This window comes from Lacicoccus qingdaonensis (assembly GCF_900101075.1).
GTDB classification, from domain to species: Bacteria; Bacillota; Bacilli; order Staphylococcales; family Salinicoccaceae; genus Lacicoccus; species Lacicoccus qingdaonensis.
This window is the reverse complement of sequence record NZ_FNFY01000010.1, coordinates 37,296-55,595: the sequence shown is the minus strand read 5'-3', so window position 1 is coordinate 55,595 and position 18,300 is coordinate 37,296. Positions and strand designations below refer to the sequence as shown.

Genomic DNA, 18,300 nt, shown 5'->3' with positions numbered 1-18,300 from the left:
ACCAATCTGGTTGCAGGCGGGGGGTTGACTTCCTTTCATCTTTACTTTGACTTACCAAACTTCATCGGCCGACCACTTATTTTCTCTTCTCTTGTAATTATTTTCTGTCCATCTTTCGTGATGTCTCTCGTGACATTCAAAGCAAACTGTAACTAAGTTGTCATCATCAAGCGCAAGTTCAGGATGATCTAATCGTTCTTTAATGTGATGGACAATCAATGCATTGCGCTTTCTACCGTTCCGATTGAGTGCACCAGTGTCGATGGTTACTCTTCCCTTTTCTTTACACCACTGACATTCATAGTTGTCTCTCTTCTTTATTCTCTCTCTTGTCCATCGCCACTTCTTGTTGTTGTAGAAGTCACGTCGCTCTTGTTCTTCAGGTGTCACTTCACTACTCATCCATCTGCTCACTCCTTTCACTACGGTGAAATAGATTTGGTTATGTGGTTTGGTTTATCTGGTTTTGTTTGTGCATTGTGGATCAGTTACATTGGTGATGGCTCTGATACTCTGCTTTGATACTTTTGATGTGTACTTTGTGATCTGATGTATAATATAAATACCGTTATGAAAGTGAGGTGATACTATTTCTAGTTACTTCAATGAATTCGATGCTAGCATGGCAAGCGTCAAAGCGGCATTTAATTATTCAAGTTCCATCGCTGCAATGGCAATGGAAGCGAGCCATAACATCAGCCCTCTCCAACAAGCGGTTCGAGAAATGGACAGTACTCTCGAACCTGTAAGAGAACAAATAAGATTGAACACTTCTTTCGCAGAAAGTTTTAGAGAGAAGATGATCATCAATCAGTCATTCTTTGAAAGGGTCACTCCTCGTTTCGAGATGCCATCAGCAGTTATTCCTCAATTTGAGTCGGCAATTCAGGCAATGGACATCTCAATCATCAAAGAGGTGAGTGAGTCTTTCACCCTTTTTAACAAGTCTGTACTTAATGAGATAATGACCAGACAACTTTACGTGAATGTTGCCACCGCTGAAGTTAGTGACGACCTGAGTGATGATAAGGTTATTTTTTGGGAGTGGATATCCAATAAAATTTTCACTCACTCCCAGGCGTTCGGATATTATTTTATTGTTACTATGCATTTTACTTTGACCGCACACGGTATCATTACTGATCCTAGTTACATCGCGTTGCTCGCCACCCTGTCTGGCTACATCTATCAAGAACAAGAATCAAAGCGAAACAAAGACCGCGACACTGAATAGTGAAGCGGCCTTTTTCTTTGCAATGTAATTATAATCCGAATGAATATCAAAAAAGAAATAGTGTTTCTTCTTTCTCTTATGTCTCTTTTTTCTCTTTCTTCTCATGTTTCTCCTTTGTTCCGGGTTGAGAGTTAAATAAAATGATGACGACCTGGTCAATCCTCTCGTACAGATTGCGGTTACTAATGTTTAATAATATCTTAATTCTCTGCTTACTTTCCCCCTGCTTCAACAGCTGAAGTATGTGGAAGTTTTTATCACTGTTTATATGTTTCTCATGCTCATCAATAAACGACACTTCTTTCACCAGAGCTTCAAGCTTGCGACTCTCTTTGTCATTCTTTATGACGATGGACGAGACTTTGTCACTCGTCTCGCCCTGTGCTTTTGGTAGTGATGACTCGATGCCGTAAGCACTCGTCGCAGTAGAATCCATCTCATACACCTGAGACTGAATGAGTCGCTTCTTCCAGTGGTAATCGTTTATGATTTGTCGTATGTCGTTTATCAAATACAATTGCGACACCCCTCAATATTTAATCTTCCAGAGTCATCTGTTCATCATTCTGTTTATCGACATAGCCACGCGCTGGATCATAATCCTGGCCGAACACGTCATCGTTAACTTTGTCTTCTTCATCGACGAATAGCTCAGTCTTCATTCCGAACAGTCGAGTCATCTGCTCTTTGATGAAATCATCGTCCTGGCTTTCCAAAGTGAACTTCGGCTTCACTGCATCTTTAGTAATGGTCGCTTGCAATATGTTTCCAGTCTCTGTCCATTCCAGGTCAAATGTTAGATGTTTATCTGTGATGTTAAATTTGTTGAACAGAACTTTGTCGTGGTCCACTCCGAATGTTTTAGTGATCAGTTCCTCGCTTGCTTGAATGTTTCTCATTTTGTTTTCAGTAGTCATATTATTTGTCCTCCAGTATTTTAGTTTCTGCCATCCACTTGTGATTACAATCGAGGCATGTGTTATGATATCTATCCAGAAGTACGCCATACGATATTGCACTAGCTATGTTTTCAGTTTCGCATTCTGGGCATTGACTGATTGACCCAGTCGTTGATTCGTAAATAAAAGTATCTGTTTCTTCAGGTGAATTCATTTTTTCTATCGCTTTAAGATGTGGCATTGGGTCTACTCCCTTGAATTTTCGCGTTTCTTCAAACAACTTTTCTCTTTGCTCTTTCAACCGTTCAAGTTCTTTCATATCCGCTTTGTGCTGCTCCAGTCGTTTAATCTCTTTCTGCTCTGCCTTGATTTCTTTTTGGAGCGGTGTGCTGCGCTTGAGAGACTTATTGTAAACTTCGTTAAAGAACCACTTTATTTTCCGTCGGTATTTATAAATTACCGATACATTAATTAAAGTAAGGGCAATGAAAAACATCAAGGCTGATATAATTTCTACAATCATCCTAAAACCTCCTTAATTCTCTTTCTAAGCGCTTTAATCATTCACATGATATAAATTCTCGCTTAATCTACCCCATAATTTTAAGGGGATTTAGATATGTCCAATGGTTATTTCTTCTTTCTCTTATCTGCTGCCCTCTTTTTAACCAATTCATCATATTCGATCCATCCGAACCGGTCGCCGTACTTTAAAGACTTCGCTATCCAGATAATGTGCTTATCTTTGTGCATGTACTCGGTAATCTTGCGTTTCATCTTTGCATCTGCCGTCGCAAAACCTTTGATGTCAATCCACACTTCGTAGTCATCATGATAGGTGACATGGAAGTCGAGCTTGTAATCCATCTTGCGGCGTTTCTTGCCGTAGTAATTAAAGGTTGGCATAATGTTCAGGACTGGCTGAAGCTCTATCTCTTTGATGTAGCCCGCCTTTTGTTTGGCAAGCAGGTGCTCGTAGTAGTCGGCCTCTTGCTTTGAATCGAATGTGATGCCGTTGACGACCGTTTTATTTGCGCCGTATTTAGTCAATGTGATCCTCCTAATTCACTGATGAAGTAATTTTGTTTTCTTCAAGATCAACCACGAATGCATCTTTCATCGTCCATTCGTCATAGAAATTTACAGACAACCGCTTTACACCTAACGCCCTAGAAATAGCTTTCCTGCGCCTCAGCAATACCCGCTTTGTCCTGTCGATGGTTTCATCCACATTGGATTGATTAAAAGCCGCATCGTAAGGCTCAACCTCCAGAAAAGCGTCGTCGCCATCGATATGATTAAGGTCTATTGATTTTAAAAGGCAGTTCCCTTCGCATCTGCAGTTTAAAATCCCGTGAAGTGAATTGTTCAATTGAGCTTGAATCATTGCATTCATCCCCATTGGTCATCCTCCTCTATTTCTTTATAAATAACATCCATAAGGCCAAGCATACTTTTCACGGTCGCGATCCTTGAGTGGTTAGCCCTGGATTGTCTGGCTAAGGCCGTTACCATATCTTTAAGGCTATCTTTCAGCTTGTCCCACGCCTCAGCCTTGTACCTTTCAGCATCCAGTTTGGCGCTGAACTCTGCCATCTGCCTTAATGCTTCTTCATCCGATACACCCCAGAACTCGGGATGCATATGCCTATTAACTTTGAATATCGGCTTACGCTCTTCTCTCATCCCATCACCTCCACCGATCCAAGCCCGTAAACCACTGCTCGGACTCTTTATTAATCTCAGGCTCGACGGTCGTGATGCCCTCTCTCGTCATCGCTTCAAACATCTTGTCGCAAACCATGCGTTGGCCGGCATTGAACAGTTTGTCGATGTAGTGATCATTGAACATGTCGAGCGACTGCACGTCTGATTTTGTGATTTCATCCTGCGCCATTAATTTTTCATACATGATATCGTGCGGCGTTTTTGGGAATATAATCATGTCGATGTCATTGATTGTTTTCATTTACATCAGCCCCTTTCGTCTATAATCTGCGCCTTTGATGACAATAGCTTTAGCGCGATTCACCATACGAGATAAGATCCTATTCAGTTCTTTTGTCTGGGTAAATTCTTCACTCGTCATGTTTGTGGTGTACACAGTGCATTTATCAATGCGAGCATCGACGAGCCTGAACAATTCTGATATTGCGAACTCATTCATACGATTCGCACCCACATCATCCAGAATTAAAAGATCGGCTTCAGTTGCCCATTTATAAATTGAGTGATGGTTCGATTTATCTCGAAACTCTTTCTTGAGTGCTTCGATGTAGTTTGGCAGTGAAATAAATAACACTTTATAATTTTGCTTTGATACTTCATTTCGAATGGCAGCAGCAAGATGTGTCTTGCCAGTTCCAAACGTGCCCTGAATAAAAAGATTCTGTTTCTCTTTAAGATGCGAACTGAAATTCAATGCATAGTGTTTAGTAAATTTGAGTGCTTCAGATTGCATCTTCTTTTGTTCTTCATCATCGCTATTGACAATATAATTATCGAATGATTTTTCCAGGTACTCATTTTGAATGACAGAAAACCGATCATAATCTCGTGCATTCAGTTCACGTTGTCTTTCTTGCGCTTTACGATTTGCCTCACACATGCAACCGGCCTCATTCATCTTTTGGGAACCGCCTTCGAATGTGATGATGACCCTCTGTATCTCCCTGCCGCACCCTAGACACTCAATGTCCGTATGCTCGACCTGCGTATCAATGATTTTGTGTTCTGCCATGAATTTTGCGATTTCTTCCATTTTGACCCCTCCTTAAAATCCTAGGTTTTTATATTGATTACGAGTTTCTTCGTCGTTGGGAGTGCCGTATTTTGGTTTGTTACTCTTATTTTCGTACTGCATCAAGGCTTCGTAAGATGTTTTGCCATCTTCGAACCAATTCTCAATGATTCGTAAAACGTAAGGTGCTTTGAGTACGCCCTTGTTATCTGCGACATCTATCGCTTTATGGAGATACTGAATATCATCAATGCCACTCATTTTCTGACTGATTTTAAAACAGGCTTGAGCATTACTCATGTCGATTCCTCTTTTATTCAAGACATCATAAACTTCCTGATTGTAGGAGAGAGAATCTTTTTTCTCTTCTTCTCTCTCTTTCTCTATATCTAATTCTTTATCTAAGTCTTCTTCTCTCTCTCTTTCTCTCTCTGTAGCGTGACTGTCACGTGACATCACGTGACTTTGTTTATTTTGGTCACTTTCAGGCATCTTATTCTGTGCTTCACGCTCCCTTTCTCGCTGTTTTCTCTTCCTTAATTTCGCTTGTTCTCTTGCTCTTTCCATGCCCTCAACGTTCTGATGATTTTCCCAATTCTTTATCTTTATAACGTCGTCCTCACGATTGATCATTCCATACCGTTCAAATACCTGAAGAGCGTAACGAACAGTATTTAGTGGTCTGTTGAATATCGTTGCGATTTCTTCTTCATTCATCGGTATCGTTTCGGTCAAAAGGATATAGCCGCTTGAATTCGTTTTGCCTGCATAAGTAAGCAGCTTTATCCAAATAACCAAAATACTATCCGCGTCGGGCATGGCTTCAATCAGCTTGATTTTTTCATTGTCGAACATATCGACTTTAAGTTTTATCCACTGTATTTGGGCCATTATTCATCCTCACTTCCCTCTCCAATTCCAAATCAAAATCCCGAGCACAATCAAGATGGGTATTGCCAGTGCGATATATACCATCAAGGCATAGATGACTATGATCTCAAACGCCAGGGCGCTCATTGTCACCACCCCATCCCCTGAACATATCTCTAAACACCATCCGCCAGTAAAAATCCATATTGCTCGTCAAGATGACACGACTTTCTTTCGGCGGTTCAGATGCTTTATTATGCTTACTGTCTTCAAGTTGCTCACCGACGGTATCAGCGACGTATACATATTCGCTCGTCGATGAAATATCATACCTGCTTGAGTTGTGCAGTGAATCAGGGTTCTGCATACCTAATTTCTTAGCAAGTGCGTTTTTCGTGCCCTTTGCAACAACAGTTCCGTCGTGCGTGTTGGCCACTTGGTAAACGGGGTACATGCGACCGATTTTTATCGTCTCCCGATTTGCTGTCGGCTGATGAACATAACGGCGTATATGCCTTTGGTCTAAACCAGTCTTCTCAACCAACTCGTCAACTGTGCCGTAATAAAATTCATCTTCGATTCTCATTTCATAGTAATTTTTAGGGCTGACCTGCTTACTGATCATCTTCATCAATCCTCATCACATAATATTCGTCATCATCCCAAGTTTTAATCTTATGATTTGGCAACTTACCTTTAAGTGTTTTGTGCAGTGTCCTGAAGAATTTTCCATCATAAAAGCTTTTGTTATATTTATTGGTTTGAGTACGTACCAGATGGCGCATGATGAAATTTGCTTCACCTGCGACCAGGTTGTTTGTCGTTTTCATTCCACCAGCCTCCCATAATGCTTGAATCGGTGCGTCAAAGCCTCAAAGTCATCGATTTTATGTTTTAATATGGAAACTTCATCTTTCAACTGTTCTATCTCTCCTGATATGGTTTCTATCGATTTTGGATTATATGATTTCAGACGTTTGATTTCCGCCTCGTGCATCTTGATGGCTTTCGTTCTATATTCTCGTTTTAACGGTTTTAATTGCTTGTCGACACGCTTGCTGACAATCTCTTGTATTTCGTCGGCCAGCTCCCTTGATGCATCTTTGTAATACGATACGGTGATAACTTTATTTTCCTTGCAGATAATATTAAATTCTTTAAATTTATAGTGTCGTCTGCCATCGTCATCAATTGCTGTTAAGCTTGAATGCGGCATAACGGAATTGATCCAGTTTTTTGCGTTTTCCATCATGGTCCGATTCTTAGATTTCTGGATGCCGACGCGTTGCTTTATCCTCATTTCTGCATGGTATGTCAATTCGTACACAGTCACATTTCATCGCCCCGCAATTTTGACCGGAACACCAGTCACTTTTTGTATTCTTTCTTTAAACTCATTCGCTTTGGCATTATCTTTTGACAGGTGGATCATTGTGATTTCTCGTAACTTCGATAGGTCGCTGGACTTTAAATATTTGATGGCATTGTCTATGTTCAAATGCGACTTCATAATTCTGTTTGCCAGTGCCTTGTGAATGATGCCCTTTTCAACGTTCTCCATCATATATCCATAGTCATGATTGACCTCTAAAAGCATGTGTGTGAGGCCGGGAATCGTATATTTGATGTAATACGTATCTGTGGCAAACAGGAGCTTGCTGTCGCCCGATTTAATCAAATAACTGCATGGTTCAGCGACATCGTGCTGTGCCTCGAATGGCATCACTGTAAATGAGCCAATCCTGATGACTTCTCTGTACTCGATCGTGTGTAATCTGTAATGGCTGATGCCGAGTGCCTCTTTCGTTCCTGCTGTCATATAAACATCCAATCCGTTCTTCAAGAAATCCATCACATACTTAGAATGATCAAGGTGCTCGTGAGTAATGAAAACTGCCTTAATCTGTCTCGTTTTAAACTTGAGTGCCTGCTGTACCTTCTTAAATTGTATGCCGGCTTCCAGGAGGATGGCCGTTTGGCCGTCTGAAATCTTATAACTGTTACCAGACGACCCACTGCCAATAATTTGAATATCCATCAGAACGGCTGATCATCGTCAAACGATGCCTGGTCTGCATTCGCAAATGGATTTTCTTCTTGATTCTGCTCTTTTACTTCGCCAGTTTCTTTATCATGCGCTGGTACTTCCTGAATTTCGGCATCTTCAAAGTCGTCGGGAATATCAAGGATTTCTGATGCTTGCCCTTCTTCGACATCCGCATCAAACACTTCTTTTCTTTGGCGGTCATCGGCTTCCTGAGCAAACTTGAGTAGCCCTTCATCAGTGGAAGTATTGATATAGCGTTTGGCAGCACGGTTGATGACGGTCTTACGTGCCATTTCTTCTTTAAAGTTGTTATGCGTTTTTGAACGTTTCAGTGCATCTCTGTCTTTGATCATCGATGACTGCATCCACGCTTGTTCAATTTGGTCAATGGTCATGACCTCAATATGATTTTGTTTATTATCAAATATGATAGTTGCATAGCCACCGACGATTTTATCTTTATTGATATTTCCAAATTTTTGTTTGAGTCTTGGATTTACGATATAGCCGTTCTCATCAATCTCATAAGTGAAATCATCACCTTCATAAATCGGTTGAAACGTAATGTCTTTTGTCCCGGCGTCCCTTTTAAGCAGCATCACATTCCCGTGCACACTTCTTTGGAGTTGCATTTTATTGCCGTAAGGAATGAAATATGCTTGTTTCTTCGCAGGGTTCAAACCTTGTGTGACCATGTCTAACAGCGCATTCGCTTTACTGGTGTCCGATGTGTCCATGAGCTTCTTATCCTGGCTGATTGTGAGCCATGCCTGTTTCATTGCATTGGATGGTGAATAGTTTGCTGGAAGCTCCAGGTTCCCTTGATTTTCGAGGACACGCACCTTGTTCAGTACGCTGTCCGATACGTTTTTTTCGTCGAGTAATTGTTGTTCTACCTTTTGCAATTTAGTGTTTTCAGTCATTACTTATTCTCCTCTTCCATGATTAATTTAATGTCCATAACTGGCATGCAAGCGTAACTAGACGCTTCAGTAATTTTTATCGCTATATCTTCAACAAGCTCCATCTGCTCTTCGGTCAGGTCGTATTCAATGCATGTTGAGTCGTCACATCCATGAACTGCGATTTCGAATTTCTTTTTCATTATTGATTCACTTCCAATCTCAATTTTTTATCCGGCTCACTGACGATGAGCTGAATTTGTTGTGACGGTATTTCTTTCAGCTGTGTCACTGCCTCGCTGTTATCGACAAAGCAAGGCGCTTCCACTTCGAAATGCTTTGATAGGACACCGATAATGTCTAAACCGGCATTTATCCTCATAGCATTATTCAGACCGCCGTCATACGTCACGCCGTCAACCATAATCTCACACGTCTCCTTGATGTCGCCGTTCACTTGCGTGTGGAACAATTTGAATCTCGCAAGGTCGAACATGCTGTTGACCTTTTCAGTAATCAGATTGACCTTCGTTTTCGTAAACTGATCAATCAGATGCTTTCGATATTTCAAGTCCTCGATGGTGTCGAGGATGCTTTCTTCTTCCTTGCGATAATCATCTATGGACTGCTTCAATTGTTGCTGATGTTTAACAGATGCCTTCTGTTCTTGAACCTTATCTAGTTCACCCTGCTTAACAGTAATTTGTTGAGTGAGGTCTGCTACCTTCGATTCTGTAGTCTGTTTCTCGTCGCCCAGCTTTGATTCCAGTGCCGTCTTTTCTTTTTGAAGGGTTTTATACTCACTGTTCAACTCGACCTTCACAATGGATGTTTTGGCCTTATCCAGACGAACAGACAGCAGGCTGATTTCTTTCTCTTTATCAGCAATCTTCTTTTTGAATTCTTCAACTTCCGATTCGTTATGCTTAATGGCAGAACCGAGAGATTTACCCGCTTCAACGACACGCTCCATTTCTGCATTGATACTTTCGAGCTTATTCGATTTACGTTTATTAAATTCAGCCTGTGCATGTTCAACGGATTTTTCTGCATCGTGTTCAGGGAGTGGCTGGCCACAGTGTGAACAGATGGATTCATCTTCATTTACTTCAAACTGATCAGCCTGCACATTGTCACGCTCGGTAGCAAGCTCTTTATATTCTTTGAGCTTCGAGTCTTTACGAGCTGTTAAATCCTTAATATCTTCAAACGTGCGATTCTGGCGGGATTCATAGATGCTGACATCACTCTCAAGAGACTCTAATTCACGCTGCAGACCGTTCACTTTATCCTGTGCGCCCGTCTCTACCTCACGCTTCAAGTTGTCCATCTTGTACTGGATTTCATCAATCTCACGCTTGATTTCGATGACTGCACCGCCGTGCTCAATCTGAGTACGCTTATCTTTCAGTAACTCAATTTCTTCGTTAATTTGATTTATGGTTTTATCAATGAGTGGCTCGTCCAGTTCATCATCACTTAACTGCTCGTTCAAAGTATTGATTTTGACCGGAATATGTTCCAGATCCTCACGTGCTTTTTTCAGCTGCTCATTGACCACTTTCTTTTCATCTTCGATTTCTCGACGGTTAATAACTTCGAGTAGGTCTTTAAGTTCTGAATTACTATTAATGACATCCTCATCGGACACGTCGCCTGCAATTTCGAATAGCATTTTGCGCTTATCCTGCCAGTGCAGCTGGGGGAAGGCGTCAGGATTGGTCACAAGCTTGAATACCTCTTCATCAATAATTTTGTTAATCTCTGCTTTGTATTTGGTAATCGGGAATGGCACCTCGTCGATGTACTGCTTGGTGGAACGAGAGTTTTTATAATGTTTCTTCGTGGAACCTTCAACCTTTTCATAATTCGGATGGGATTCTCTTTTTAATGTCAGTGCATTGTCGTCCATGTCGAACACTGCTTCAACGGTCGGCACAAGCTCATGGATATGGTCGTTGTTCTCATCCTTCGGCACGATGTCGATTTTCTGCCCCTCAAGCCCTTTATCAAACAGGAGCCAGTTGAGCGCAATGGCAGTAGTCGTCTTGCCTGTCGCATTGTCGCCGTAGATTTTGGCATCCTTGCCATCAAAGTTGAACGACTCATTTTTAATGCCGGCAAAGTCCTTGATGGACAATGATTTTAATTTGAGTTTCATGCTAATCCTCCTAATGTGTTATAATTCCGGTAGATAGTTTGTTGATGGCACGCTTTGCAGAGCGTGTCTTTTTTATTTCTCTTCTAACTTTGCTCTCACGAAGCAGTCTTTCGCTTCAAGGAGTTTTCTCATTCCCGCCTCTTTTTCGTCGCCAGCTATGAGCGACTCATCCATTTGTTTTGCGAGTTCACCCAATGGCTTACTAACTTCCTGTAAGTGTTCTGGTAGATGTTTGTATTCGAAGAAATCCATGTTCATTTACCTCACCTCCTCCAGCACCCACCGAGGGATGCTCACTGTTTTCCTGTCCGAGTAGAACAGCGCGTTCCCGGTCTTCGTGTAAGTGTCCAATTCACCGTTCTGGAACAGCTTGACCGCCCGCACCTTGCCGCGCTTGTCCTTATCCACCTCATGTAACTCAAAGTGTTCAGCGACACCTGTATCGGCGTTGACGAGTTGTAATTCTTTAATCATTCGCTCACCTCTCTCTTTAATATGTCGGGTAATGGAGCGCGTTTTAATTCGATGAGGCTGTTGTATTTCGCCATCAAATCCATGTACTCACTTGCATTATTCTCATTAATTTTCAACAACTCCTCTTTCTCTGCTTGCAACTTGTCGTTTGCGACCCTTAACAGGCGATTTTCTTCAAGTAATTTATCAATCATCTTTCTGCCTCCCGATGCCATTGTCTTTGTTCAAAGCTTTTAAATATCTTTCGTAATGATCCATTTCTTGGTCGTAAGCTTTTCGACTGGCTTCATTTTGCTGCTCAACCGGCGGCTTATCCGGATGAATTTGGTGCTTGCTCCACTTCGGGCGCTGTGATTCTGGTCTAGTCATCTGAATCACCATCCTCCACCGTTTCCGGATGCTCTTTGATAATTAGAAGCGGCGGTGCTGCATATACGAATTCTTCATCGACATTAATTTCGGACTTTGACACTCCTCTGGAAACCTTTACCTCTATCGGAACTTCATATCTTCCTGCTAAAGAACGCACTTGCATCTTCACTTCTATATCTCCGTGAATCTCACGAGCCTTTTCTAAATCCTTGATTAATTCACTGATTTTCATTCAAAATCCTCCTTATTTACACTTCTCAACATCACCCAGAACCCTGCGATGAATGTAAAAGCACCCAATACAATCATTGGTGTGTTACCTGCGAATAAGCCGACTGCAACAGCGATTAAGAATAATGATAGATATGCCATTAGTAGCCCACCTCGTCATTCAATATTGAAGTTAATGAAATGCTGTTTTTATGTCCGTGACCGTGACGACCAAGTGAGTAGTTGTCGGGGATCATCCTTTTGACATCGAGCGGGATCCATTCAGTTTTACGTTTTGACCTATAAACAGCATATGCGATTAAGCCAGTTGTAACTGCTGTGATTGGTAGTAGGTATTTCATATGATGTCCCTCCAATTTTCTCCGGTTTCATAACCCCATTGACTGCGGTCTGCCAGCTTGTCCCCATTAGAGTCATAATCAGCACCACAGAAACATGAGTTGGTAAAACCTGTACAAGCTACTTTTTCGTCACACTCTTCGCATTTGATAATTAATACATCACGTTCTACAAGCCGTCCCAGGTCATCGACAAATGATAGTTTTTCGTAATTCATTTCAAACCCTCCTTAGTATTGGTAAAAACTCTTTGTCCAGATACTCACGCATTTCCTTTGCTTTGAACGACCAGCGGTCGCCCTGAGTTTGCGGAAAGTGCGAAAATGCTTCAATCTCTTTCAAGCGTCTCGGGTCGTTGAGCAAATTCTCTCGTATGAACGTTTGCGACTTCCCGGTTAATTCACAGATGTCCTTTACAGATAAATACTTGCCAGTTAAATCGTTTTTGATTAAGTCTTCGTATTCGATTTTCTTAATCAGTACATAGTCTTCGGGGATTGTGATTTGTACATCGAAGGATTGCATGTGATCACCCCTCTCTTTCAATCATCGGAAGAATGTCATTCTTCTTCAGTAACTCATATAAAAATATTCTTCCTTTTTGAGTCCATTTCGTATGAAGATTAAAATCAACAGTGCCGTCACTCTTTTTATATTCGTGGGTCTCTGATGATGTATAGCCTTTGTCTTGATGCTTTGCATACAGTAACCATTGACCGGATTGCTTGAATTGTATTTTTAAATCATGTAATAGCTTATTCATTGTTTGAGAAGTCATGCCGTAATCCTTTGCAATTTGACCGATAGCAAGTAACTTTTTGCTTTTTAATATCTGATCGTAGTAATCCGCTTTTGGCTTCAACTCTCCGATTCGTTGTTTCTGAACACTGTTTTCTAGCTGAAGTTTTTCATTCTCTTCGACTCTTTCAACAAGTTGCAACAGAGCCTCTTTGTAAGTGCCAGGCAACTGATTCTGTAGTTGGCTTTCCATCTCATTAAACTTATTGATATAGGCCATTTTGAAATCGTTGTAACCTTGAATGTTGAACATGTAAAGAATGAAGCTGTCTTTGGTTAGAAGGTATTCTCTGTACTCTCGGCCTCTAGAATTTTTATATTTACTTCCAAAAATCTCACCGCTCAAATCTGTGCCGTGAGATTCAATCAAATTATCCAAATCTCTTAAAACGACTTTATGTTCCTTATTAAGTTCTTCAGCTACTACTCGACTGCTTACGACAAGACCGAAGTCTTCTTTATTTTCAATTTGAATTATTGAGTTCATTTATTTCGCTCCCTCCTTTTCTTTCTCATCACGTAAGTCTGTGCTCAAAAAAATATCTACGCCTTCATCTGGAGTTAATTCTAAAGCAAAATAAATGCTGTTCATTACTTTAAATGAAGGTGATGTCTTTCCATTAAGTACATTGGAAATAGTATCTCTGTGCAGTCCTGACGCTTCAGACAACTCCTTTATGCCATAACCTTTAAGAGCCATTTTCGACTTTAATAATTTTGAATCGATATTCATTTTCTCACCTACTTTCTTATTACGTAAGTAAACCTTACCAATTTAAAATGAAGAAAGCAAGCCTTTTACGTAAGTTTATTATTATTTTGCTGAAATATATTGCATATAAGGAAAGTATTCCGTATAATGAATATGAGGTGATAAGAATGAGCTTTTCAAAAAGAATGAAGAAAGCAAGAGACAACAAGAAAATGACTCTAGCTCAGCTCGGTAAAATTATTGATAAAACAGAAGCAACTGTTCAAAGATACGAAAGTGGTAGTATTAAAAATCTTAAGAACGATACGATTGTTCAAATAGCAAATGCCTTAGAAGTTAACCCTGCTTACTTAATGGGATGGATTGACGAACCAAATACGAGCGAGGAAGAAAATGAACACACCAAAGCAATCGCTGCACACATCAGAGAAGATGCAACTGAGGAGGAAATTAAAGAGATTCAGAAATTTATCGACTATACATTTCATAACAGGAATCAATAAGGGGTGATACATTGTTCAACTATGAGAAGTTAATGTCAGCTCATAACCATATAAATTTTAAAGAGGTGTCGTTCTTACCCGCAAAGCTTGATGGCTTGCTGATGTCCGACACCATTTTTATAAATGAAGATTTAGACCCTCATGAGAAAAATGCAATTGTAGCCGAAGAAATAGGACACTATTACACCGTTTCGAGTCGCATTACAGACTATGAGAATATGAATGAATATAAATATGAATTGAAAGGTCGGCGCTTAGGTTATGAATTCAATGTCCCGATACAGAAAATAATTGAGTGTTATGAATTGGGATTGTCAAACATCCATGAAATGGCTGAACACTTAGAACTGCCTGAAGAATACATATGTGAGGCATTAAAACACTATGAGATTAAATATCAGAATAAGTTATTCTATAAGGATTGCTTAATCACATTCAATCCTTTGAAAATTATTGAGGATTAGGAGGCACTCAATGTCAGTAAAGAAGCGAGGCGCTACATGGCAATATGATTTCTACCACGATGATAAACGTTACCGCAAGTCCGGATTCAAAACCAAACGTGAAGCGACGATGGAAGAAAATGAGCGGCTCAATCAGCTCACAAAAGGCTTTCATCTGGATGACGACATTTCTTTTGCTGAGTATTTTAGGAACTGGACGAGATCACGATCAATCAACAAGGCGGCAGGCACAATCCAAAACTATAATTTGTTTTCGGACATCATCAATGATTACTTTGACGATGCGCCCTTAAATAAAATGACGCGCCCGAAGTATCAAACTTTTTTAAATTGGTACGGAATGGAAGCACCGAGCCGAAACGGCGGAAAAGGACACGCAAGAGGGACACTTAATCAGATAAATTCAATCATACGGTCATGTGTGAATGATGCCATTTTCGAGGGCTTGATATACAAAGATTTCACTTATAAGGTAGAACTCAATGCAGCAGTCGCCACTAAAAAGCCCGCAGATAAATTTATGGACTATGACGACTTTAAAAAAATGAAGCAAGCGACGACAGAAAATAAAAACTGGAATAATCTCTTTTTCTTCATGATGATTATTACCGGCGCACGCTACTCAGATATCATTGACATGCAGTACTCGCACATCAACGAACTAAAGAACGATGTTTATTTAAGCGGCACAAAGACCGACACTGCCGCTAGGACGGTCAAAGTTTCCAAGAGTGACATGTTAGTCCTAAAAGATTATCTAAGCGTTCTGCCGTACAATATGAGCGGTTATGTATTCAGGCGGAATGGATTCAGACCTTATTCATCTTCGTTGAATCTATCATTGAAAAAATTGTGCTCAGAATTAGATATTAAAGGTGTTTCGATGCATGCGATCCGTCACACGCATTGCAGCGTGTTAATCAAGGAAGGCATATCAATCAGTTACATCAGTGAGCGATTAGGTCATAAGAATACACAAATCACTTACGAAACATACGCGCATCTGTTGAAGGAACATAAGAATGAAGCAGAAATGAAAGCGGCAGATGCGATTGCGAACTTGTGACTACAAATGTGACTAAAAATTAGTGGATTGGTGACATCTAAAGATTATTGATAAATTGATGATTGTTGATATATCAACGTTTTAAGATTTTAAAACATGCTTGAGTTAGACTTATCACTTTCGAGTATAATGTGAATATCAGTGGCATCATTTTCCTGTGCACTTTCCAAAATGTTGATAACTTTATTTTTCATAAATTTCCCTCCTACTATATATAATCCTAAATTCTGCCTTTTTGATTTATTCTCACTTAATTTCACACTTTTTGGATTTCTGTATATATAAAACGGAGTTATTATAGTATTATGGAAGTTATTACCACGAAATTTAATATAAAGCCTATTTACTTTAAGAATCAGATTATCTATAATTAGTAGTGATGAAATGTTTATAAATATTTACTTCGATGAAAGGACTGGTCCGATGGATAAGGTATTTAAGACTTTAGGATTCTGGACAGCGATGTTCAGTATTCTGTTCTATGTGGGCGACATGATGATGATGACATTATTCTTCCTTGCTCAGACAGGATTCTTCGTCTTACTTGGATATATGAAATTGACTGAGAGAATGTATATGTATGTATTTGCAGCATATTTGGTGTTCTTCTTCGTTGGATTTACATACTACACAACGTTTATAATGGAGCCGGCATTCGGCTAAAAGACAAAAAAGTTCAAACCTCACATGGTTTGAACTTTTTTCTGTTTATCTTTAAAATATATATGGATTTGTCTGTTTTTCTTTTTCAATCGAGGTCGAATTGCCATGACCGGGATAAACCGCCGTTCCGTCATCCAGTTGGAACAGCTTGTTTTTTATCGATTTCATCAGGACGTCAAAGCTGCCTTCAAGCAGGTCCGTTCGCCCGACACCGCCGTTGAAGAGTACATCTCCTGAAAATATTTTCTGCTCTTCCTTGAAATAAAAGCTTAAGCTCCCCGGTGAATGGCCAGGCGTGTGAAAGATTTCAAAGTTAAAACTGTTGATTGAATAATCACCTTCCTGCAGAATGACCGGCTCGATATCACTCTCTATCGGTTCTATGCCCATCGATACGCGTTTAATTGACATATTTAAATTTGGATCTCCGATCCATTCTTTTTCTTCACTTGCCATATAAACATCTGTATCGTACTTTTGCTGTACTTCATCAAGTGCCCCGATATGATCATAATGAGCATGTGTAAGCAGTATACCCGTAACAGGCAGGTTGATTTCTTCTACAGCTTCAAAAATGACTTCTGCTTCCGCAGCCGGATCGACAATCAGCACTTCTTCTCCATTGGATATTACATAACAGTTTGTACCAAGCTGTCCCAGCGATAAAGTTTTTACATTCATTCAATCACTCCTAAAAATTCTTCTAGACAAGGTCCGATATTAATTATACAATAATAATGAGCTTAAAGAGAAATATGGGGGGTTAAGATAACATGCCTTTCTTAGATACAGGAGAACTATTTGAAATTGGCGGCATTACGATTCGCATCGGCATTAATGCTCTCGCATTACTAATGATTATTGTTACTGCCTTTTCAATTTGGGGCATCGTAGGTGCACTTAGAGCAAGAAATCTATTGGCTGTACTGATGAGTATTGGTGCAACTCTTACATTTGGCTTCTTTACGGTGGCCACAATACTTACATACGGCTATCCGGAACTCGGAGCTTAAATTGTAAATTCTGGAGATTAGGATACCCTAATCTCTTTTTTATATTTAATAAGAGGAGAGAATTGTATGAGATATGTATTTATTACCGGAACATCCAGAGGTCTCGGAAATGCACTGCTAGAAATGTTTCAGGAAGACCGGATCATCAGTATTTCAAGGGGCAGGGTCGAAACGGAATATCCTTTATACAAAGAATTTAATGTTGATTTTCTCGATGAGAAGAAACTGGAAAGTACTGTGGATGAGATTTTTGGGTCGATAGAACCGGAACCGGGCGATGAAGTGTTTTTAATCAATAATGCCGGTGTGGTCGATCCGGTGAAATCCGTTGAAAGCATAGATGCGGAAGGATTTTTAAACAATTACAAAGTGAACGTCCTAGCACCCGCCTTATTTATGAAAGGCTTTGTAAACCAGTTTAAAGACCTCCGGGGTGCCAAGCGTATACTGACGGTGTCAAGCGGTGCAGCATTGAATCCGACTGAAGGATGGGCTGCCTACTGCAGTTCTAAAGCTGCTGTAAACATGGTCAGCGATGTTTTAAGACTTGAAATGGATCGATTGGATTATCCAATTTTCACTGCGACATTCCGGCCGGGTGTAATCGATACGGATATGCAGAGTGATATCAGATCATCAGAAGAAAATGAATTCCCCGATGTGGAACGTTTTAAAAAGTATAAGGAAACAAACAAATTATATAATAAGAAAACTGTCGCATACGTTTTAAAAAGAGTGATAACGTCGGATAACTTTGCATTCAGTGAAAGCTTCAGCATCAGCGACTTCCTATAAAAAGTAAAGTAACAGCGA

At 40.2% G+C, this 18,300-nt stretch carries 36 protein-coding genes; 7 read left to right on the top strand and 29 right to left on the bottom strand.

Annotation, left to right across the window (positions count from 1 at the left end; translation table 11 throughout):
- Nucleotides 1-51: 51 nt before the first annotated feature.
- Nucleotides 52-402: an HNH endonuclease gene (locus tag BLR15_RS07315; RefSeq protein WP_092986122.1), complete on the bottom strand. Its 351-nt coding sequence runs from the start codon at nucleotides 400-402 to the stop codon at nucleotides 52-54.
- A 220-nt stretch (nucleotides 403-622) separates the two neighbouring features.
- Here BLR15_RS07315 and BLR15_RS07310 point away from each other — a divergent pair, with 220 nt between their 5' ends.
- On the top strand, nucleotides 623-1,234 hold the full coding sequence (locus tag BLR15_RS07310; RefSeq protein WP_092986120.1) for a hypothetical protein: 612 nt from the start codon (nucleotides 623-625) through the stop codon (nucleotides 1,232-1,234).
- 76 nt (nucleotides 1,235-1,310) lie between these two features.
- Here BLR15_RS07310 and BLR15_RS07305 read toward each other — a convergent pair whose 3' ends face one another.
- The 27 genes from BLR15_RS07305 to BLR15_RS07180 all read right to left on the bottom strand — a co-directional run bounded on the left by BLR15_RS07305 (nucleotide 1,311) and on the right by BLR15_RS07180 (nucleotide 13,799).
- Nucleotides 1,311-1,751: a hypothetical protein gene (locus BLR15_RS07305; RefSeq protein WP_092986118.1), complete on the bottom strand. Its 441-nt coding sequence runs from the start codon at nucleotides 1,749-1,751 to the stop codon at nucleotides 1,311-1,313.
- A gap of 19 nt (nucleotides 1,752-1,770) precedes the next feature.
- Entirely contained in the window at nucleotides 1,771-2,151 is a 381-nt protein-coding gene (locus BLR15_RS07300) for a hypothetical protein (protein ID WP_092986116.1), read from the bottom strand.
- Between the two features lies 1 nt (nucleotide 2,152).
- Complete coding sequence (locus BLR15_RS07295) at nucleotides 2,153-2,656, bottom strand: EMC3/TMCO1 family protein (RefSeq protein WP_092986114.1); 504 nt, start codon at nucleotides 2,654-2,656, stop codon at nucleotides 2,153-2,155.
- 107 nt (nucleotides 2,657-2,763) lie between these two features.
- Nucleotides 2,764-3,183: a DUF1064 domain-containing protein gene (locus BLR15_RS07290; RefSeq protein WP_176754086.1), complete on the bottom strand. Its 420-nt coding sequence runs from the start codon at nucleotides 3,181-3,183 to the stop codon at nucleotides 2,764-2,766.
- 10 nt (nucleotides 3,184-3,193) lie between these two features.
- Complete coding sequence (locus tag BLR15_RS07285) at nucleotides 3,194-3,535, bottom strand: hypothetical protein (RefSeq protein WP_092986110.1); 342 nt, start codon at nucleotides 3,533-3,535, stop codon at nucleotides 3,194-3,196.
- Nucleotides 3,526-3,819: a hypothetical protein gene (locus BLR15_RS07280; protein WP_092986108.1), complete on the bottom strand. Its 294-nt coding sequence runs from the start codon at nucleotides 3,817-3,819 to the stop codon at nucleotides 3,526-3,528. The genes BLR15_RS07285 and BLR15_RS07280 overlap by 10 nt, the downstream gene beginning before the upstream one ends.
- A 4-nt stretch (nucleotides 3,820-3,823) precedes the next feature.
- Nucleotides 3,824-4,102 (bottom strand): hypothetical protein, encoded by a 279-nt coding sequence (locus BLR15_RS07275; protein ID WP_092986106.1) that lies wholly within the window; start codon nucleotides 4,100-4,102, stop codon nucleotides 3,824-3,826.
- Entirely contained in the window at nucleotides 4,103-4,894 is a 792-nt protein-coding gene (locus tag BLR15_RS07270; protein ID WP_092986104.1) for an ATP-binding protein, read from the bottom strand. It abuts the gene before it with no gap.
- A 12-nt stretch (nucleotides 4,895-4,906) separates the two neighbouring features.
- A complete protein-coding gene (locus tag BLR15_RS07265) occupies nucleotides 4,907-5,764 on the bottom strand; it encodes a phage replisome organizer N-terminal domain-containing protein (protein ID WP_092986102.1) in 858 nt (285 codons plus the stop codon).
- A 106-nt stretch (nucleotides 5,765-5,870) separates the two neighbouring features.
- A complete protein-coding gene (locus BLR15_RS07260; protein WP_143003939.1) occupies nucleotides 5,871-6,374 on the bottom strand; it encodes a hypothetical protein in 504 nt (167 codons plus the stop codon).
- Nucleotides 6,358-6,573, bottom strand: a complete 216-nt coding sequence (locus BLR15_RS07255; RefSeq protein ID WP_092986098.1) for a hypothetical protein — start codon at nucleotides 6,571-6,573, stop codon at nucleotides 6,358-6,360. Before BLR15_RS07255 ends, BLR15_RS07260 begins: the two co-directional genes overlap by 17 nt.
- Nucleotides 6,570-7,043 (bottom strand): hypothetical protein, encoded by a 474-nt coding sequence (locus BLR15_RS07250; protein WP_176754085.1) that lies wholly within the window; start codon nucleotides 7,041-7,043, stop codon nucleotides 6,570-6,572. The genes BLR15_RS07255 and BLR15_RS07250 overlap by 4 nt, the downstream gene beginning before the upstream one ends.
- Before the next feature lie 36 nt (nucleotides 7,044-7,079).
- Nucleotides 7,080-7,781: an MBL fold metallo-hydrolase gene (locus BLR15_RS07245; protein WP_092986094.1), complete on the bottom strand. Its 702-nt coding sequence runs from the start codon at nucleotides 7,779-7,781 to the stop codon at nucleotides 7,080-7,082.
- A complete protein-coding gene (locus BLR15_RS07240; protein WP_092986092.1) occupies nucleotides 7,781-8,713 on the bottom strand; it encodes a RecT family recombinase in 933 nt (310 codons plus the stop codon). Before BLR15_RS07240 ends, BLR15_RS07245 begins: the two co-directional genes overlap by 1 nt.
- Nucleotides 8,713-8,895: a hypothetical protein gene (locus BLR15_RS07235; protein ID WP_092986090.1), complete on the bottom strand. Its 183-nt coding sequence runs from the start codon at nucleotides 8,893-8,895 to the stop codon at nucleotides 8,713-8,715. Before BLR15_RS07235 ends, BLR15_RS07240 begins: the two co-directional genes overlap by 1 nt.
- Nucleotides 8,895-10,853: an AAA family ATPase gene (locus BLR15_RS07230; RefSeq protein ID WP_092986088.1), complete on the bottom strand. Its 1,959-nt coding sequence runs from the start codon at nucleotides 10,851-10,853 to the stop codon at nucleotides 8,895-8,897. The genes BLR15_RS07235 and BLR15_RS07230 overlap by 1 nt, the downstream gene beginning before the upstream one ends.
- Before the next feature lie 72 nt (nucleotides 10,854-10,925).
- Nucleotides 10,926-11,111: a hypothetical protein gene (locus BLR15_RS07225; protein ID WP_092986086.1), complete on the bottom strand. Its 186-nt coding sequence runs from the start codon at nucleotides 11,109-11,111 to the stop codon at nucleotides 10,926-10,928.
- A complete protein-coding gene (locus BLR15_RS07220; protein WP_092986084.1) occupies nucleotides 11,112-11,327 on the bottom strand; it encodes a hypothetical protein in 216 nt (71 codons plus the stop codon).
- The gene (locus tag BLR15_RS07215) at nucleotides 11,324-11,521 is read right to left on the bottom strand and encodes a hypothetical protein (protein WP_092986082.1); all 198 of its coding nucleotides are present in this window, start codon (nucleotides 11,519-11,521) and stop codon (nucleotides 11,324-11,326) included. The genes BLR15_RS07220 and BLR15_RS07215 overlap by 4 nt, the downstream gene beginning before the upstream one ends.
- Nucleotides 11,514-11,696, bottom strand: a complete 183-nt coding sequence (locus BLR15_RS07210) for a hypothetical protein (RefSeq protein ID WP_092986080.1) — start codon at nucleotides 11,694-11,696, stop codon at nucleotides 11,514-11,516. The genes BLR15_RS07215 and BLR15_RS07210 overlap by 8 nt, the downstream gene beginning before the upstream one ends.
- Entirely contained in the window at nucleotides 11,689-11,931 is a 243-nt protein-coding gene (locus tag BLR15_RS07205) for a hypothetical protein (RefSeq protein ID WP_092986079.1), read from the bottom strand. The genes BLR15_RS07210 and BLR15_RS07205 overlap by 8 nt, the downstream gene beginning before the upstream one ends.
- Nucleotides 11,928-12,071 (bottom strand): hypothetical protein, encoded by a 144-nt coding sequence (locus BLR15_RS14015; protein ID WP_176754084.1) that lies wholly within the window; start codon nucleotides 12,069-12,071, stop codon nucleotides 11,928-11,930. Before BLR15_RS14015 ends, BLR15_RS07205 begins: the two co-directional genes overlap by 4 nt.
- On the bottom strand, nucleotides 12,071-12,271 hold the full coding sequence (locus BLR15_RS07200; protein ID WP_092986078.1) for a hypothetical protein: 201 nt from the start codon (nucleotides 12,269-12,271) through the stop codon (nucleotides 12,071-12,073). The genes BLR15_RS14015 and BLR15_RS07200 overlap by 1 nt, the downstream gene beginning before the upstream one ends.
- Complete coding sequence (locus BLR15_RS07195; RefSeq protein ID WP_092986076.1) at nucleotides 12,268-12,486, bottom strand: hypothetical protein; 219 nt, start codon at nucleotides 12,484-12,486, stop codon at nucleotides 12,268-12,270. Before BLR15_RS07195 ends, BLR15_RS07200 begins: the two co-directional genes overlap by 4 nt.
- Before the next feature lies 1 nt (nucleotide 12,487).
- Nucleotides 12,488-12,793, bottom strand: a complete 306-nt coding sequence (locus BLR15_RS07190) for a DUF771 domain-containing protein (RefSeq protein ID WP_092986074.1) — start codon at nucleotides 12,791-12,793, stop codon at nucleotides 12,488-12,490.
- 4 nt (nucleotides 12,794-12,797) lie between these two features.
- Nucleotides 12,798-13,553, bottom strand: a complete 756-nt coding sequence (locus BLR15_RS07185) for a phage antirepressor KilAC domain-containing protein (RefSeq protein ID WP_092986072.1) — start codon at nucleotides 13,551-13,553, stop codon at nucleotides 12,798-12,800.
- Complete coding sequence (locus tag BLR15_RS07180; RefSeq protein ID WP_092986070.1) at nucleotides 13,554-13,799, bottom strand: helix-turn-helix domain-containing protein; 246 nt, start codon at nucleotides 13,797-13,799, stop codon at nucleotides 13,554-13,556.
- 47 nt (nucleotides 13,800-13,846) lie between these two features.
- Here BLR15_RS07180 and BLR15_RS07175 point away from each other — a divergent pair, with 47 nt between their 5' ends.
- From BLR15_RS07175 to BLR15_RS07160, 4 genes are all read left to right on the top strand, one after another.
- Nucleotides 13,847-14,281, top strand: coding sequence for a helix-turn-helix domain-containing protein (locus tag BLR15_RS07175; RefSeq protein WP_245696668.1), 435 nt, complete (start codon nucleotides 13,847-13,849; stop codon nucleotides 14,279-14,281).
- Nucleotides 14,282-14,292: 11 nt separating this feature from the next.
- The gene (locus tag BLR15_RS07170) at nucleotides 14,293-14,745 is read left to right on the top strand and encodes an ImmA/IrrE family metallo-endopeptidase (protein ID WP_092986066.1); all 453 of its coding nucleotides are present in this window, start codon (nucleotides 14,293-14,295) and stop codon (nucleotides 14,743-14,745) included.
- A 10-nt stretch (nucleotides 14,746-14,755) separates the two neighbouring features.
- Complete coding sequence (locus BLR15_RS07165; RefSeq protein ID WP_092986064.1) at nucleotides 14,756-15,811, top strand: site-specific integrase; 1,056 nt, start codon at nucleotides 14,756-14,758, stop codon at nucleotides 15,809-15,811.
- A 423-nt stretch (nucleotides 15,812-16,234) separates the two neighbouring features.
- Entirely contained in the window at nucleotides 16,235-16,474 is a 240-nt protein-coding gene (locus BLR15_RS07160; protein WP_092986168.1) for a DUF2626 family protein, read from the top strand.
- Between the two features lie 51 nt (nucleotides 16,475-16,525).
- Here the strand turns inward: BLR15_RS07160 and BLR15_RS07155 are convergent, their stop codons facing one another.
- Nucleotides 16,526-17,155, bottom strand: coding sequence for an MBL fold metallo-hydrolase (locus tag BLR15_RS07155; RefSeq protein WP_092986062.1), 630 nt, complete (start codon nucleotides 17,153-17,155; stop codon nucleotides 16,526-16,528).
- Nucleotides 17,156-17,247: 92 nt separating this feature from the next.
- On the opposite strand from BLR15_RS07155, the gene BLR15_RS07150 reads away from it, so the two are divergent.
- Nucleotides 17,248-17,487 (top strand): DUF2759 domain-containing protein, encoded by a 240-nt coding sequence (locus BLR15_RS07150; protein ID WP_092986060.1) that lies wholly within the window; start codon nucleotides 17,248-17,250, stop codon nucleotides 17,485-17,487.
- Nucleotides 17,488-17,553: 66 nt separating this feature from the next.
- Complete coding sequence (locus BLR15_RS07145; protein WP_092986058.1) at nucleotides 17,554-18,282, top strand: SDR family NAD(P)-dependent oxidoreductase; 729 nt, start codon at nucleotides 17,554-17,556, stop codon at nucleotides 18,280-18,282.
- The last annotated feature ends 18 nt before the right edge of the window (nucleotides 18,283-18,300 follow it).